14 protein-coding genes and 2 pseudogenes are annotated in these 15,739 nt (G+C 51.6%); 8 read left to right on the top strand and 8 right to left on the bottom strand.

Annotation, left to right across the window (positions count from 1 at the left end):
* Positions 1–1,705, top strand: a 1,705-nt coding sequence (locus AC07U6_RS17925; protein ID WP_494764823.1) for a hypothetical protein, incomplete at its 5' end; no start/stop codon positions are given.
* 124 nt (positions 1,706–1,829) lie between these two features.
* On the opposite strand, the gene AC07U6_RS17930 is transcribed toward AC07U6_RS17925, so the two are convergent.
* From AC07U6_RS17930 to AC07U6_RS17940, 3 genes are read right to left on the bottom strand one after another with little or no spacing between them, the layout of a single operon-like run.
* Positions 1,830–2,528, bottom strand: coding sequence for a YuaM family protein (locus AC07U6_RS17930; RefSeq protein WP_494762255.1), 699 nt, complete (start codon positions 2,526–2,528; stop codon positions 1,830–1,832).
* Positions 2,529–2,580: 52 nt separating this feature from the next.
* Positions 2,581–3,072 carry a GNAT family N-acetyltransferase gene (locus AC07U6_RS17935; protein WP_494762256.1) on the bottom strand — a complete coding sequence of 164 codons (492 nt, stop codon included), beginning with the start codon at positions 3,070–3,072 and terminating at the stop codon, positions 2,581–2,583.
* Positions 3,069–3,362, bottom strand: coding sequence for a type II toxin-antitoxin system TacA family antitoxin (locus AC07U6_RS17940; protein ID WP_494762257.1), 294 nt, complete (start codon positions 3,360–3,362; stop codon positions 3,069–3,071). Before AC07U6_RS17940 ends, AC07U6_RS17935 begins: the two co-directional genes overlap by 4 nt.
* Before the next feature lie 430 nt (positions 3,363–3,792).
* Here AC07U6_RS17940 and AC07U6_RS17945 point away from each other — a divergent pair, with 430 nt between their 5' ends.
* A complete protein-coding gene (locus tag AC07U6_RS17945) occupies positions 3,793–4,506 on the top strand; it encodes a YoaK family protein (protein WP_494762258.1) in 714 nt (237 codons plus the stop codon).
* A gap of 102 nt (positions 4,507–4,608) precedes the next feature.
* On the opposite strand, the gene AC07U6_RS17950 is transcribed toward AC07U6_RS17945, so the two are convergent.
* The gene (locus AC07U6_RS17950; protein WP_494762259.1) at positions 4,609–5,193 is read right to left on the bottom strand and encodes an RraA family protein; all 585 of its coding nucleotides are present in this window, start codon (positions 5,191–5,193) and stop codon (positions 4,609–4,611) included.
* A 14-nt stretch (positions 5,194–5,207) separates the two neighbouring features.
* On the bottom strand, positions 5,208–5,522 hold the full coding sequence (locus AC07U6_RS17955) for a hypothetical protein (protein WP_494762260.1): 315 nt from the start codon (positions 5,520–5,522) through the stop codon (positions 5,208–5,210).
* A gap of 127 nt (positions 5,523–5,649) precedes the next feature.
* Between AC07U6_RS17955 and AC07U6_RS17960 the strand changes: the two genes are divergently transcribed.
* Genes AC07U6_RS17960 through AC07U6_RS17975 form a run of 4 tightly spaced genes read left to right on the top strand, consistent with a single transcriptional unit; the run spans position 5,650 to position 10,246 of the window.
* Positions 5,650–6,081 carry a MarR family winged helix-turn-helix transcriptional regulator gene (locus tag AC07U6_RS17960; protein ID WP_494762261.1) on the top strand — a complete coding sequence of 144 codons (432 nt, stop codon included), beginning with the start codon at positions 5,650–5,652 and terminating at the stop codon, positions 6,079–6,081.
* Between the two features lie 60 nt (positions 6,082–6,141).
* Positions 6,142–7,779, top strand: a complete 1,638-nt coding sequence (locus AC07U6_RS17965; RefSeq protein ID WP_494764465.1) for an MFS transporter — start codon at positions 6,142–6,144, stop codon at positions 7,777–7,779.
* Entirely contained in the window at positions 7,779–8,870 is a 1,092-nt protein-coding gene (locus tag AC07U6_RS17970; protein WP_494762262.1) for an HlyD family secretion protein, read from the top strand. The genes AC07U6_RS17965 and AC07U6_RS17970 overlap by 1 nt, the downstream gene beginning before the upstream one ends.
* On the top strand, positions 8,870–10,246 hold the full coding sequence (locus AC07U6_RS17975) for an efflux transporter outer membrane subunit (protein ID WP_494762263.1): 1,377 nt from the start codon (positions 8,870–8,872) through the stop codon (positions 10,244–10,246). Before AC07U6_RS17970 ends, AC07U6_RS17975 begins: the two co-directional genes overlap by 1 nt.
* Before the next feature lie 39 nt (positions 10,247–10,285).
* On the opposite strand, the pseudogene AC07U6_RS17980 reads toward AC07U6_RS17975, so the two are convergent.
* Positions 10,286–10,909: pseudogene (locus AC07U6_RS17980) on the bottom strand (EAL domain-containing protein).
* A gap of 553 nt (positions 10,910–11,462) precedes the next feature.
* Here AC07U6_RS17980 and AC07U6_RS17985 point away from each other — a divergent pair.
* On the top strand, positions 11,463–11,615 hold the full coding sequence (locus tag AC07U6_RS17985; protein WP_494764822.1) for a hypothetical protein: 153 nt from the start codon (positions 11,463–11,465) through the stop codon (positions 11,613–11,615).
* A gap of 207 nt (positions 11,616–11,822) precedes the next feature.
* Here AC07U6_RS17985 and AC07U6_RS17990 read toward each other — a convergent pair.
* Positions 11,823–12,979 (bottom strand): annotated as a pseudogene (locus AC07U6_RS17990) (beta-glucosidase).
* 123 nt (positions 12,980–13,102) lie between these two features.
* Here AC07U6_RS17990 and AC07U6_RS17995 point away from each other — a divergent pair.
* Entirely contained in the window at positions 13,103–14,569 is a 1,467-nt protein-coding gene (locus AC07U6_RS17995; protein WP_494762264.1) for a phospholipase D family protein, read from the top strand.
* A 24-nt stretch (positions 14,570–14,593) separates the two neighbouring features.
* Here AC07U6_RS17995 and mdoC read toward each other — a convergent pair whose 3' ends face one another.
* Entirely contained in the window at positions 14,594–15,718 is a 1,125-nt protein-coding gene (mdoC, locus tag AC07U6_RS18000) for a glucans biosynthesis protein MdoC (RefSeq protein ID WP_494762265.1), read from the bottom strand.
* Between the last annotated feature and the right edge of the window lie 21 nt (positions 15,719–15,739).

The raw sequence follows: 15,739 nt of genomic DNA on the forward strand, positions 1-15,739 counted from the left end.
TTGCCCGGAAGGCGCTGCAGCTCGCGGATTTGCTTATTGGCAGCAGCAAGTTCAGATGCGGGAACGACCTCTTCGCCATTTATTATTATCAATGGATATCGTCCCTCTATTTACTACACAAACGGGCACAAGACAATATGGTGTCGATATTTCTGCAATAGGTAAAGATCCTGACGATGGAGAAAAAAAATTATTTATATTTGTAATTAAACAAAAAGATCTAGGTAGATCTGAATGGGATTCCGGGCCACAGTCCATACGACAGAGTTTAAATGAAGTTTTTGATGTTTACCTTAGAAATCATCTACAACCAAAACACAAAAAGTTGCCAACGAAAATAATATTATCCACCAGCGGTGACATGAAAGAAGAAATAAATCAAAACTGGGCCGGATATCTTGATGATAATAAATCCCATGAGTTTGATTTCTGGGGCGCAGATAAACTTTCCATTTTTATTGAAAAATACATGTTAAATGAACATATATTTAATGATATTGACAGAACCGATTTAAGAAAGTCGTTATCATTGATTAGTGAAAATGATTATTCACGGATTGATTTCCATCGATTACTACTACGAACACTGATGCTTGATAATGAAGGAAAAAAAGTTAAAGAAATCAAGAAAGCAGACCTGGAGAAATCAATCCGCACCTGCTATCTCGCGGCTAATATATTAGCCCACTGGGCGATACAGGATGGCAACACCAAGCAAGCTTTATTTGTATCAGAACGATGCCTGTTATGGGTATGGCATCGTATCAATCTTGAAAAAGATCCAAAAAAATACTTTCCTGCCTTTGAAGTTATATGGCAAAGTTATGTTAATATTTCTGATGAATATTTTGCCAAACTTCAGCCATATTTCCATGAAAAATATCTTCTTTCTTTATATTCAACTGAAAGTTCACTGGTCAATATAACTGTATTTGAACATATTGGTATACTTGCAACTCTCGGATTAAATAATTTTTTCCTCGCACTTAGAAAAGATAATAATGAAGGAGCGCTTCACATTCATAATGCCAATATCGTTGCCGATAGCTTGTGTGCATTAATCATAAATAATCCTGCATCTGGTTCGCCACGTCTTGATGAGAATGTCATTGAAATTACTCTGGGATTGATATTTCTTTCTCTGATGGAGAGAAAGGACACTATCGAAAAGTGGCTTAGAGAACTAATTTCGAGGCTGGACTATGTACTCAGGATTGGACGAGAACATCCGATATCAACAGACTCTATTGACGATCTTATCAGTATGGAATGCAATAGCGACGATACATATTTAAAAGAAAAAACAACAAATATGTCATGGATCATCCCCACTTTAATGGGATGGTGTGTGATACTGGAAAAAGAAGAAGGATATTGTGCATTATTAACGGGTATAAAAGAATCATATACTAAAATATGCTCTCAGCTATGGCATCCAACGAATGATCTTTATAAACACCTTTACTTTCATCCGGCACAATCCTTCACTGGTGAGACCGAGGCACCAATAGCATTTCCGGATAATATGAGTGATTACAAGAACAGAATGGATGAGCTACGAAAAAACGAACGATATAATTTTTTCAAAGAGTCAAGTGCGGTACAGGCAGGTTTAACTATACTCGATTTCATTGCCTACCGACATTTTAGAACACCTGTACCCGCTGTTCTTTGGTATGGAATGCGAAAAAAAAGTGATAACTGACATTTTTTTGGTTTTATATCACTCCTCACCAATGGGCGGTATCTTAAAGCCCATTGGTACCTTTTGAAGTATCTTCTGATTCATGATGTTGCCAGCTCCAACTGGAAGTGTTCTTTACTCAATACTAAAGAGTTCTAATCCAGAGCGTCTGTTTAAGTAAGGATAACTGGTATTTATACCGTTCAGTCGCTAATTTTAAAGCAATTGCGCCTAGAGACATACCAAAAATTAATGCCCAGACAAACCCCAGCAAGGTATTAGCATAACCAGAAAAACCGTTCCCCCAGCCAAATACCGAAAAATTAACATCCCACCCGAAAAGTTCTTTCATAAACAGAACCGAAAATGCCAGTAACGCAAATACCGCTGTTTTCTCACCAAAGAAGGCCTTGACTCGATTTTCATTAGCGGTAATTTTTTTCATCAGTTGAAATTCCGCGTACTGGAGTTCATTTTCTTCATAGCGGCTCAATGCTGCTACATGCCCTTCATCCTCCTGAACTTCCGTCAGAAAACGAGTCAACGTCATTGTTTTCCATTTAAATAGACCTAATAACATCAGTGCTGGTTCAACCAATAAAGTAAATATTCCACACAGCAGCATCAAAATGAAGAAAAACTTGCTCACCAGAATGAATAGCTTCTCAGGAAAAAATGCGTAGCTCCCAAGAGGGAGTAACATTAACAGCAGTAAAATAAAACTAACGATCAACCCACGTAAAGAGAGTCTTTTAGCCAGAAGCTCTAATGGATCTGCCTGATTTGATTTAGTGCGCTCACAACGATTCAAATATCCCAGTATTTCATCAATCCGATGTAGCATTTATATTCCCTAAATAACTTGATCTAAATACAGAATGATAGAAATATGTCTATTAAACACTCCCGACCAAATCCCCCAGCGTCACCATCAGCAGCATCGGATCCATCGGCGACGGCTCGAACCCCACTCGCAGATAAAACTCCCGCGCTTCGTCAGATAGTGCATGAACCAGCATCCCGCGAATGCCGATAGTTTCCGCCACCTGAATCACCCGCAACCCGGCATCGCGAACCAGCGCCCGCCCAATCCCCTGGCCATGAAGCGATTTATCCACCGCCAGACGGCCCAGCACCACAACCGGGATCGGGTCGGGCATATTGCGACGAAAGCGACCGGGCGCGGTGTTTGTCGTTACGGCACTGGAAGCCAGCGAGTAATACGCCATCACCTTAGAATTACTGTCACAGCAAACAAAAGTTCGGGATGCGCCAGTGACCTGATTTTTCATCGCCCGCTGTTTCAGCCAGCTATCCATCGAGTCCACGCCACAGCAGAAAGAGGTAAGAATATGTCCGGCGTGGAGAGGCTCAGGAGCGGAGATCACTTTTTCAGCTCCCACGGCGCAGGCGTCTGCATGGTTTTACGCAGTGCATCGCTTGGCGCAGGAGCCTGATCCAGACGGGTAAGAAACGCCTGATAAGCCTCTGGGTCAGCCATAATGATACGCTGCTCGATCAGTGCTTCCTCGGCTGCGGCACGGGCGGCTTCCAGCACAAAATCCGTGCGGTTTTTTCCTCTGGCTTTCGCCGCTCGGTCAATCAGATCGCGCTCGGCGGGTTTGATACGCAGGTTCAGCGTTTCACGTTTGATAGACAGGCTGTTTGCGGCTGGCATGGTGTTGTCCTCTGGTGTGTCTCTGGATAATAATTATACGCCATACGTAACGCTGATGTCATTACGGAAATATCCAAAGGGAATCGTACCAGAGGATCGAACCGGATACCTTTCCACACAAGCTTTCCCACTATTTTGATTTGGAAGAAAAAACAGGGGTCAGACTCAGGGTCTTGACAAAAAACCGAAAGCAGATTTATGATGAAATTCAATTTAATAGGTAGCTGAATGTTCGCGAGTTCGGGCACCATATTCGCAATGTCGATTAAAACGAATAAAATCAAAGCAATATGTAGTAATGTTGTGAACCGCCTAAGGGCGGTTTTTTTGTTTCCGCCTCAAAAGTTCTTAACAAGCCGCACCTCTACTTGTCCTCAGGCACAATTAAGCCGATGATGGCACGAATTATGCCCGAGAATGAGCCACGCACATGTTAATCAGTACCGACGATGCCAGAACCATTAATACCGACAGCCGTCTGGCCTGCACGCTTGCCGCCGTTGCAGGGGCACTGAATACGGCGGCATTTGAGATCGTTGGTTTTTTCTCGGCAAATATGACCGGCAACGTTTCGTCACTGTCAGACAATCTGGCGAAAGCAAACCTGAAATCGGGTGCCCTGTTTATGGCTGTGGTGCTGCTGTTTATTGCCGGTTCAGCTTTCTCTACGATAATCATTAATGCCGGGAGAAGAAGGGGGATTCGCACTATTTTTGCGGCGAATATCCTGGTTGAAGCGCTGGCTCTTATCGCACTCGGCATCGTTGAAATGTGGTGTAACCCTTCGTATCCCGGGCTGCTGCTGATTTTTTCATTAAGCTTTTTGATGGGCCTGCAGAATGCCGTGGTCACGCGTATATCCAATGCCAGGGTCAGAACTACCCATGTTTCCGGCACCGCGACGGATATTGGCATTGAGGTTGCGATGCTGATTGATGTCTTCCGGCGTAAAGAATCGCCTAAGGATGCGCCGTTTTACCTGGAGCGTCTGGGGCTACACTCATCAACCCTTTTAGCGTTTTTTGTCGGTGGGATTGCCGGAATCTGGCTGTCTAAGCTGTTTAGCTATGTTTTTCTGATAATTATCGGTGCAGGGCTGCTTTATCTTTCGTTGGCAACGATATTTAGAAAACGTGCAGCATAAAAACGCCAGATTCCGGATGAATGAGTCCAGCAACAACCCTCGATCGTTCCCGGTAGTCGCCAGCGAGCAATTCCGGCAGGATTCCCCGAAACGAAGAGTAACTTATCGCGGGAAGCGCTGTTCAAGCATATCGGCCACTTCAGCAGCATACTGCAGCGGAATAACGCATACGCCGTTGCGATCGGCAAATACGATATCGCCGGGGCAAACAACGACGCCACCGCAGCTGATCGGAACGTTGATTTCACCGGTACCTGCTTTACCTGAAGCTCCGCAGGTCAGGCTTCGGGCAAAAATGGGCAGGCCAATTTTCTCGCAGTCATCTATATCGCGGAACGCACCGTCAATGATCACCCCGATTGCACCGTATTTTACAGCAAGGCTGCTGCGCTGATCGCCCCAGTAGGCGCTTTCAGTGTTGCCTTTGCCAGCAATCACCACGATATCACCAGGCTGAGCCAGTTCGATGGCGGTAGGAATAATACCGCCTTCACCAGGTGGCACTCTGACGGTCAGGGCCGGCCCAACGATTTTACCTGCGGATACCCAGGGTTTGATACTGCTGTTCATGCAGTCGAAGATACCCGCAACATCACATAAATCCGGTGTGGCATACACCGCCAGCCGCGCCAGGACCTGCGGGTCAGGACGTTCAAAGGAAGCGTTAATGCGTTTACCATAGCTCATCGTCATTACCTTTCTTAGTCGTCGCGCCAGATAACCGGCGTGAATACCTCTCCCAACCAGAAACGCCGTGATGGATCATCGTCGAGTTCGAACTCAATCACACTGGCGGTTCCCATCAGACTGCCGTCTGTGTGGTCGGCAAGCAGGGTAAAACTGCTGCGGTCCGGGTGATTGCGTAAAAGCAGACGTTCTTTAATCCGCGCTATCGAAGACCAGTTTTGCAGCGCTGACCATTCGCTGTGCAGCAGCTGTGCTATCTCCAGGCTTCTTTCCGGCTGCTGGCGCAGCGCAATAATCTCCATTGAGTCTTCTCCGATGCGTGAATTCATTTCCACCGCCTGGCGGAAAGTTCAGGAACTATCTAAACTTTTTCCGATCGTCTTCCCATTTTTATCTGAGCACGTTTATAATTGCCAGGTAATTTAGTTAGAAATCTAATCATCAGGTCTCTATATATTGAACTCCCAGGAACTGAACTTCTCCCGTTTGTTGCATCTTACGGCGCATGCCTGGCGTCAGGCGATCGATCGGCGGATGAAAGATAACGGATTGAGCATGAGCAGCTGGATGGCGGTAGCCACTATCGCCATTCAGGAAATACCAATCAGTCAGAAAGAGCTGGCTCAGGCGCTGGGGCTGGAAGACGCCAGCGTGGTGCCATTGATCGATCGGTTGGTCAAACAGCAGCTGGTGGAGCGCATCCAGCCGGAAGAAGATCGGCGCAAGCGGCTGCTGCACGTAACTCCTCAGGGCGAAACGCTTTATCAGCGGCTGAAGGTTGAGGCGGATGCGCTGCGTAATGAGCTGCTGGCAAATGTTGATAAAGATGACTTGGCGGTCACCCAGCGGGTACTGCAACAGCTACTGATTGCCACCGAGGGTAAGTAAGTGCGCCGCGATAAGCCTAACCCCTATGCGCCGCGTGAATGGGCTCCCGGTGAAAAACCGATGTTGCCCGGTTCGCCCTCCACGCCGCTACATCCCGGCCATAAGCGTATCGCTTTCGGCATTGTCGGCCTGCTGATCTCCATCACCGGTGCATTGAGCAATGCGCTGGTGACGGCCAATCTGACCAATCTGCAGGGCGTCTTTGGCGCTTACAGCAATGAAATCGCCTGGCTGCCGGCAGTTTATGTGATGGGCAACATCTCCATCAACCTGCTGCTGGTCAAGTTTCGCCAGCAGTTCGGCCTGCGGGTGTTTACCGAAGCATTCCTGGTCCTGTACGTGCTGGTGGCGTTCTTCCATCTGCTGGTTAACGATCTGAGCTCGGCAATTATCGTGCGTGCGGCGCACGGTATGGTGGGGGCAGCGCTGAGTTCGCTGGGTATTTACTATCAGATTCAGGCCTGGCCTGCGAAGCATCGGCTGAAGGCGTTGGCTATTGGGCTGGGCGCATCGCAGCTGGCGATCCCGCTGGCGCGGCTGTTCTCTTCCGAGCTGCTGCAGCTTGAGGAGTGGCGGGGGCTGTATCTGTTTGAGCTGGGGCTGGCGCTGATGGCACTGGGCGCAGTGCTGATCCTCAAACTGCCGCCGGGCGAGCGGACCCGCGTGTTTGAGAAAAAAGATTTTCTCACCTTCTTCCTGATGGCGCCTGGCATGGCGCTGTTTTGCGGTGTGCTATCGCTGGGCCGCATTGAATGGTGGACGAGTACACCGTGGTTGGGCGTCTGCACGGCGCTGGGCCTGGTGCTGGTGACGGCCGCGGTGCTGGTGGAACATAACCGCAGTAACCCGCTGATCAATACGCGGTGGCTGGGCAGCGGGGCGATTATTCGGCTCGGGATCGTGATGATCCTGCTGCGTATTATGCTGGCCGAGCAAAACACCGGCGCGGTAGGATATTTGCAAACGATCGGGATGTTAAACGATCAGATGCAGGGGCTGGCGCTGGCCATTCTTGCTGGTGTGGCATCGGGTATCATCTTCAGTGCGCTGACGATCAATCCGAAGCATCTGAGCTGGCCGATCGTTGTGTCGCTTATTATTGTGATGGTGGCTTCACTGATAGATGCACAGTCCAACCCGCTAACGCGGGCGCATAATATGTATTTCAGCCAGTTTCTGCTCGGTTTCAGTACCTCATTTTTCATCGCACCGGCGATGCTGCTGGGGGTGGGTGGGGTGGCCACCCAGCCTAAAAATCTGGTGAGCTTTGTGGTGCTGTTCGGCATGAGTCAGAACATTGGTGGGCTGATGGGATCGGCGCTGCTGGGGACGTTTCAGACATGGCGCGAGAAGTATCATTCCAGCCTGCTTGGTGACCAGCTTTCGTTGCTCGATCCTAACGTTACCGATCGCCTCGCGCAGTATTCCAGCTTGTTCAGCAACCAGCTGACGGATTCCATTCTCACCAGTGCGCAGGGCACCACGCAGCTACAAACGGTTACCACTCTACAGGCAAACGTCCTGGCTTATAACGATGTCTATCTTCTGACGGCGGGGATTGCCGCCGTCACTTTACTCTGGGTGCTGTGGCGGCTGTCCCGCCTGCGTTACCTTAACTGGCAGCAGGCAAAACGGGAAGCGGAAGCCGAACAGCAGGCAATGCAACAAACAGCGACAACGATCGCGACGGGGAAATAATGAGCCAACAGGAACAGCAGCAGGCCGAGCGCCAGAGAAATAATAAGCTGCGAATTTTATCCATTGCTCTGGGGTCGGGCATCGCCATCGTCGGTGTATTGGTGATCCTTTACGCCTGGCAACTGCCGCCGTTTACCAGCCAGGTGCAATCGACGGAAAATGCTTACGTGCGCGGCCAGGTGACCTTTATCAGTCCGCAGGTCAGCGGCTATATCACTTCCGTTAAAGTGCTGGATTTACAGCCGGTAAAGCGTGGTGACCTGCTGATGACTATTGACGATCGTATTTATCGTCAACGTGTGCATCAGTCTCAGGCGCAGCTGGAGATGAAAAAAGCGGCTCTGGCGAATAACCAGCAGGAGCGGCGCAGCGCGGAGGCGGTAATCAAGCGTAATGAAGCCGCCCTGCAAAATGCCAAAGCCCAGGCGGTGAAAAGCGGCCTGGATCTGAAGCGCGTGGAAAATCTGGTGGCGGACGGATCGCTGTCGCTGCGCGAGCGCGATGCTTCACGCGCCAGTAACAGCCAGACGCAGGCGGATGTGCAGCAGGCGCAGGCGACGCTGGAAGTATCCCGTCAGGATCTTCAGACCACCATCGTTAATCGTGCCTCGCTGGAGGCCGATGTGACCAGCGCGCAGGCGGCGCTGGAGCTGGTGCAGATCGATCTGGATAACACCCGCATTATTGCCCCGGACGATGGCCAGCTGGGCCAGATTTCCGTGCGTCCGGGTGCATACGTGACCGCCGGTACCCGGTTGACGCCGCTGGTACCGCAGCAGAAGTGGGTGATCGCCAATATGAAAGAAACCCAGATGGCGCACATCCGTCCGGGGCTACCGGTAAGCTTTACCGTCGATGCGCTGAACAACACGCGCTACGACGGGGAAGTGGAGTTTATCTCGCCTGCGGCGGGGTCGGAGTTCAGCGCGATTTCACCGGATAACGCCACCGGTAACTTCGTGAAAATCGCCCAGCGTATTCCGGTGCGTATTCGCATTACCAGTGAGAATACGGAGCAACTGCGCCCCGGTATGTCGGTGGAAGTGAACATCGACACCACAGGAAATGATAGCGGAAGGGAGAAACGCTGATGTCGGCTCAAAAATCCCTGCTCGCGGTGCTGCTGGTATCCATGCTGTCGGCGTGTGCAACACAGGTAGATCAGGCTCCCGCTTCACTGCTTATTCCTGAGGGATGGCGTAGCCAGGTGGGTCCGGGAGCTGCCGTTGAAGCGAACTGGTGGCGGGCGTTTGGCGATCCGCAGCTGAATCAGCTGGTGGAGCAGGCGCTGCGCAATAATCCGGATATCCTCATCGCCCGTTCGCGCGTTGATCAGTATCGTGCCCAGCTGCGCGGTGCCCAGGGCGATAATTTCCCGACGCTGGACGCCGGCGTAGCTGCCACTCGCGCCCGTGCGATATCGGCCGTCACCGGGCAGCCCTATCAGTACTCGGTATTCCAGGGATTACTGCAGGCAAACTATAACGTTGACCTCTGGGGCGCGCGCAGCAGCAGCATCGACGCGGCAAAAGCCTCGCTGGCAGCGCAGCAGGCCGCCGCCAGCGCAGCGGAGCTGACCATCGCCACTTCTGTCGCCTCTGGCTATATGACGCTGGTTTCGCTGGATGAGCAACTGCGCGTCACCGAGGCAACGTTGGCAACCCGGCAAAACTCGCTGGATCTGGCACGACGTCAGTTCGAAACCGGCTATACCTCAAAGCTGGAATGGGTACAGTCGGAATCGGAATATCAGACGGCAAAAGCGCAGATCCCGCTGTTGCAGCATCAGATATCCCAGCAGGAGAATGCGCTGAGTATCCTGGTCGGTATGAATCCACGTCAGATTGCCCGTCAGAATAACTTTGACCATCTGTCACCGCAATCGCTGCCTGCGGTGATGCCATCGCAGCTGCTGCAGCGGCGACCGGATATTGTGCAGGCCGAACGGCAGCTGCTGGCGGCGGATGCCTCTTTGCAGTCTTCCCGCGCCAGTTTGCTGCCGTCGCTGAATCTGACCGCCAGCGGCACGCTGCAAAGTTCCGTTCTGCATGAGCTGGCGGCCAATCCCTTCCGACTTTGGAGCATCGGCGGCAGCGTGCTGGCGCCGCTGCTCAACCGTGAAGCGCTGACCGCGCAGGTGGATGTCTCAATGGCGTCGCGAAATCAGGCACTCTACACCTATGAAAAGGTGGTGCGCAGCGCGTTCGTTGAGGTGAATGACGATCTTGATGCGATTACGCGCTACCAGCAGCAGCTGGTCGAACTGGAAAAACAGCAACAGGTGGTGAGCGAAGCGCTGCATATTGCCAGCAATCGCTATCGCAATGGCTACGCGTCCTATCTGGATGAACTGGATGCTCAGCGCATGCTGTTCAGCACCCGGCTGAGCGTGGTGCAGGCAAAAAATAATCTGCTGCTGGCGCAGATCGATCTCTACCGCGCGTTGGGCGGTGGCTGGCAGCGGTAAATATCTGCCAGCAGGCTTTTTGCCCCGATCCCGCTTTAGTTAAACAGATGGACCAGTCGATCGGGGGTCTGAGAGCGGGAAAAATACCCGCCCGGTCAGCGATGCCATGCCCGTACCGAAGTTATCCAGCGCGATATTAATGCGCATGTCCCGCAGCGCGGCGAGCTTACGCTGAACGTCATCGATATCGCTGGCCAGCGCTGATTCCAGTATTTCAAAACTCAGACGCTGAGGATCAACGCCGCTACGGCTCACAATGCGCTCCGTTTGCCGAATAAAGTCACTGCGTTTCAGCTGTCGCGGGCTGATATTGACCGAGACACGCATCGTTTCCATTCCGGGCTGAGTCTGCCACAGCTTGAGCTGTGCGCAGGTTTTCTCCAGCACCTACTCGCTGATATTCAGAATCAGCCCACTGTTTTCCGCTACGGGTATAAAGGTGGCCGGAGAGATCAACCGTCCGTCCGGCGTACGCCAGCGCAGCAGTGCCTCCAGGCCGGTAACGCTGCCACAGCGGGCAAACTGCGGCTGATATTCAAGGAAAAATTCGTCTTCTTTTAGCGCGCGCCGCAAACCATTTTCGATAGTATCCCGCTGGCGCTGTTCTTCACGCAGGCGTGTTGACCAGAACATCCACTCTTCAGGAAGGCGATATCGATGCATGATAAACCTGGTCGCGCAGCAGGATAAATTGGCGATGCCGTTGAATGAGCGCCAGCATTATTCGGTCTTTTTTCACGCAAGTCTATCGGGGTGGTGAGAAAAGAAGCACCTGAAGAGCTCGCCGAAAGAATACCCTATTTTATCTCTTAAATTGCTTAAAATTAGTCGAATAATTCAGAGTTAACGGTATTCACCGCATTTGTCAATTGTGCTAATGTTTTTTTATGAGTTTCGGAACTCGCCACCATAGCTGATTTAAGGCGTGATGACAAAAAGGAATATCTTATAGCCAATCAGAGCGGCGTTAACTTATTTGCCGTGTTAATATGTTTATCAGCCATGTTATCGTTGTCTTTAAACTTGTTTTAGCGGTATCTGGAGTGAGAAAGCTGATTAAGATTGGTTTTTTATGATTTTTTCAGGTTAATTATTCTTTATTTAATTACCGATATCATCAAATCAAAGAGACGTTTTCTTAAAAATTTTGAAAAGGATTTTGCACAGTTTTCTGGCTATAAAACAGGGTGGTTTTGCTTAAACGCTGCGGCTTAACATGAAAAAAAGTTCTGAATCTGGCTCCGAATCTGAAGCTGAAAAACATGCGCGGGTGCCGCTGGATGATGCCCCATTTGCGATTGCGGTACTTGCAGTCACCTCTTTTACTCTTATAATCTTTGTGCTCGCTATAACGTTACTGATGCCGTAATTTTTCCAGATGACATCATGACGTGTTGATTATCCTGAGGATTGAGGATTTTATGGAATCCAGAGACGATAAATTACTGGCGCTGGTCGGACTGCTTACCGCTGGACTGATTACTGTAACGGTACTGTTTACCCTGACCTGGCTTTCCGATGTGCGGTATCCCGCAGAACAACCGTTGGATACCCGAACCTGCTCCTCATCTTGGCATCACTCTTCACGATCCTGATCCTGCTTAAATTTAATTTGCTGGCTACGCAGAGCCAGGGCACAGGCTTCATTAACCGTGCGATTACCGTTAGCGTCGGGCAGCCCAAACAGTCCTGCCGGTGAACGACGGTCATCATCCCAGAAGGGATAGTCAACCAGCGGAGAGAGTGAAATGCCTTCAACCTCAACGCCCTTATCGAGCGCCATTCTGACCTCTTCGCATACCTGATTTAGCCACTCCGCGCATCTGGTCACTTCGGCACCCGTTTCCGCCAGCAAAAGGGGACGCTGGTAACGCCGGGCGATATCCTGCAGCAGCAGATGCAGCGGACGATAATCGGGGTGATGAGGCTCCAGAGGATCGCCATTGTGAAACCACTGATGGTCCGGGTACCAGGTCAGGCCAATAATATCCAGTAATTCTTCACTGCCGCCCAGTTCGGGAAAGCTGCGACCTGATATCCAGTCCCACACTGCAAACTGTGCTTCATGCTGCTGCTGTGCCGCGCTTTTCGCCGCGCTGGAATAGCCGGAAGCTGCAACGTGCACCAGCGGATCGGTTCAGGCAGTTCGTTACGTATCGCATACATCGCCGCGATAGCCGCTTTCGTCAGCTGTTGCTTAAGCTCGTATCCCCGGCCCGTATCAAACGGATTAAACCAGGCGATTTCAGCCCCGGCCCAGGACCAAAATGAAATCTGATTCATCGGCGAGATCAGCGGCTGAGTTTCGCCTTTCTCGCGCAGAAGGCGGGCAAAGGCCGCCGCGAAGGCCGCGAAGGCCGCGAAGCGGTCAACAAACTCAGGCTGCCAGATATCCATCTCATCCGGCCAGCCAAAATGCGCCAGCTCCCAGATCATCTGGATATTGTACTTTTTTGCCGCCTCCAGCTGGGGCAGAAAGCTGTCCCAGCAGTATTCTCCAGGTTTCTCTTCAATCAGATACCAGCGAGCACCGTCACGTGCGCTCAGTAGCTGAAACTCAGCCAACAGGGCATAATCTTTATCCACCAGGGTATCGTGGCCGCTGTTGATCATCAGGTCGGCACGCTTGCCCGGCGAGCGGCACGCATTCGAACACGGGAGGCACCCCTGGAAAAAACTCTGAAACAGACGTGGATGGTGCCGTGAGCGGGAGGAATCGGTGTCATCGCACATGATGCTCTCCTGTTTGCAGAACTGAGCGGAACAATGGGATAAGTCTAGACTAAAAGAACGACCAGACCGTGGATGAGGGACGCTGACAAATATGATCTACCGAAACTCCGCTAAGGACAGATCATGAGTGAAGCGACCGATTCAAACCAACCGGATGTCGATGGTTTTACGCGCCTGGCCCAGGCCATCCGGCCGCTGGTTTCCGGGCATCCTCAGGACAGCGGTATCTATCCTCTGGCTGAGGGACTGGATGCGTTTGCCGCACGCTATCTGCTGATCGCCATGGCAGAAAAAACGCTGGATATACAATATTATATCTGGGAAAACGATATGTCAGGTCAGCTGTTGTTCAACGCCGTGCTGGAAGCCGCCCGGCGGGGCGTACGTGTCCGCCTGCTGCTGGATGACAACAATACCCTGGGGCTGGATAAGACGCTCAGTGCGCTGAACAGCCACCCTAATATTAACGTTCGCCTGTTTAATTCCTTTTCATTTCGCACGCTGCGTCTGTTGGGGTATCTCACGGATTTCGCTCGACTTAATCGCCGAATGCACAACAAAAGCTTTACCGTAGACGGTGAGGCTACCATCGTCGGCGGGCGTAACGTAGGCGATAAATACTTTGGTGCTGGCGACGAGCCGCTGTTCTCCGATCTGGATGTGCTGGCGGTGGGGCCCGTAGTCGAGGAGGTTGGAGCTGATTTCGATCGCTACTGGCAGTGTCGTTCAGTTTCGCCGTTTAGTGTGATCGTCAATACCGACCCTGGATCGGAAGCGGATATCGGTCTGCAGGAGGCGTGGCGGGAAAACGAGCAGGTGAAAAACTATTTCACACGTTTGCAGGAATCAACGTTTATCACCCGACTGGAAAGCCGTACGCTGCCGTTTATCTGGGCCAGCAGCCAGCTGCTCAGTGACGACCCGCGCAAAGGACTGGGGCGAGCCAGAACGAAAAACCTGCTGCCCCAGCGTCTGCTGTCGGTGATTGGCCGCCCGCAGGAGCAGCTGGACATTATCTCTGCCTACTTCGTGCCGACCCGCGCCGGTGTAGCACAGCTGCTGGCGCTGGTACGCAAGGGCGTAAAAATTGCCATTCTGACCAATTCCCTTGCGGCCAATGATGTTTCCGTGGTGCATGCTGGCTATGCGAAGTGGCGTAAAAAACTGCTGCGTCACGGTATCGCGCTTTACGAGCTGAAGCCGAACAGTACGCCTACGGGCGGCGTGCTGTACGATCGCGGCCTGACCGGGAACTCTGGCTCCAGCCTGCATGCGAAAACCTTTAGCGTGGATAATAAAACGGTGTTTATCGGCTCATTTAATTTCGATCCGCGTTCGGCGGTACTGAACACCGAAATGGGACTGGTGATCGAAAGCGGTGAGCTGGCGAACAGCATCCATCAAAATCTGCTGGTCAATCTGCATGAACACGCATGGACGCTGCGGCTTGATGATCGGGGAAAAATCAACTGGGTGGAATATCCGGGGGAAGCGGAGGAGATCGTGCACCGGCATGAGCCACGCACGCGATTCATCCAGCGGCTGCTGGTCAGACTGGTGTGGCGTTTGCCGATTGAGTGGCTGCTGTAGCCCGGCGGACGCCGGGCCTGACGATCAGCGCTGGGGCTTACCGGAAAACAGGAAGCGCAGCAGCGGGATGCGCAGATGGATTTCATACAGCAGGAACGCGATGCCGAAAATCATCACCAGTCCGACGAAGAAGCCCAGCGTGCTGCTGCCAATCAGCGGCACAACAAAAATACCGTACAGAATGGTCAGCGGATGGTGCACGAGGTAGATAAACAGCGAGGAGTTCACCAGGTAGGTGACGCGAGGCGAATGGGAATTCAGCATGCGGTGGCCGAAGGAGAACACCACGTTAACCATCCACAGCCCCATGAGCATGGAAGCGATAACATCCAGCTCGTATAGCCAGCCTTCGCCCGAACTCCATGTCAGATTAGCTACATAGGCAGCAAATGCCAGTGCGGCACCGATAAACGCCCACCGATTCGGCTTCACAAACAGCGCCTTAATTGCCGGGTATTTCCATGCCATCGCGCCGAGCATGAAAAAGGGCAGGTACATCAGCGACTGCATTACCGCCATATTGAACAGACCATCTGCAGTGACCTGAGGTGCTACCAACAGAATCATCCGGCGAAACGCCCCCCAACCCAACGCGCAAAGCAGAATAACGACGGTCAATTTGCCCCAGGTCAGGTCGGAATAGTCTGCTTTTTCCCGTTTTCCGTCGCGCAGTAGCCGGAAAAGCCAAAAGCCGGCAATGGTTAGCACCAGCAGTACCAGCAGGAACCAGAGGTGAGAAATCAAATCCCAGGCCAGCGCATTGTACTTCTGATAGGGACTCATTTTGCCCCAGTCACCGATCTTATTAGTCAGCTCCTTCAGAATGAAGAACTGAGGTACGGTAATCAGCGGAATAGCGGCCAGCATCGGGATACCGACACGCTCAACGCGCACCTTCAGCCAGTGGCCGGGCGTGTAGCGCAGGAACAGCATGTAGGAGAAATAGCCGGATATGACAAAGAACACCTGCATGCGAAAAGCATGGATAAATTGATTGAGTAATGTCAGCCACTCAGACGGAGCCGGGCTATTTACTGACCAGTTTTGTGAAGAATAAATTAGCGACAGATGAAAGGGTACGCCCAATAACATCAGCCAGGCGCGAATCGAATCCAGGAAATATTCTCGCTGTGGTGATTTTTTAGTCATATATGTCCAATTTTCAATGCG

The sequence above is a fragment of the Erwinia sp. GW821-FHT03D09 genome, assembly GCF_059420805.1.

Excerpts from the sequence above, each read along its gene's own strand:
- AC07U6_RS17975 (WP_494762263.1), top strand. The coding sequence starts at position 8,870 with ATGTCGGCTCAAAAATCCCTGCTCGCGGTGCTGCTGGTATCCATGCTG.
- AC07U6_RS17940 (WP_494762257.1), bottom strand. The coding sequence starts at position 3,362 with ATGCCAGCCGCAAACAGCCTGTCTATCAAACGTGAAACGCTGAACCTG.
- AC07U6_RS17945 (WP_494762258.1), top strand. The coding sequence starts at position 3,793 with ATGTTAATCAGTACCGACGATGCCAGAACCATTAATACCGACAGCCGT.
- AC07U6_RS17985 (WP_494764822.1), top strand. The coding sequence starts at position 11,463 with ATGAAAAAAAGTTCTGAATCTGGCTCCGAATCTGAAGCTGAAAAACAT.
- AC07U6_RS17965 (WP_494764465.1), top strand. The coding sequence starts at position 6,142 with ATGTTGCCCGGTTCGCCCTCCACGCCGCTACATCCCGGCCATAAGCGT.
- AC07U6_RS17970 (WP_494762262.1), top strand. The coding sequence starts at position 7,779 with ATGAGCCAACAGGAACAGCAGCAGGCCGAGCGCCAGAGAAATAATAAG.
- mdoC (WP_494762265.1), bottom strand. The coding sequence starts at position 15,718 with ATGACTAAAAAATCACCACAGCGAGAATATTTCCTGGATTCGATTCGC.
- AC07U6_RS17930 (WP_494762255.1), bottom strand. The coding sequence starts at position 2,528 with ATGCTACATCGGATTGATGAAATACTGGGATATTTGAATCGTTGTGAG.
- AC07U6_RS17995 (WP_494762264.1), top strand. The coding sequence starts at position 13,103 with ATGAGTGAAGCGACCGATTCAAACCAACCGGATGTCGATGGTTTTACG.
- AC07U6_RS17955 (WP_494762260.1), bottom strand. The coding sequence starts at position 5,522 with ATGAATTCACGCATCGGAGAAGACTCAATGGAGATTATTGCGCTGCGC.
- AC07U6_RS17950 (WP_494762259.1), bottom strand. The coding sequence starts at position 5,193 with ATGAGCTATGGTAAACGCATTAACGCTTCCTTTGAACGTCCTGACCCG.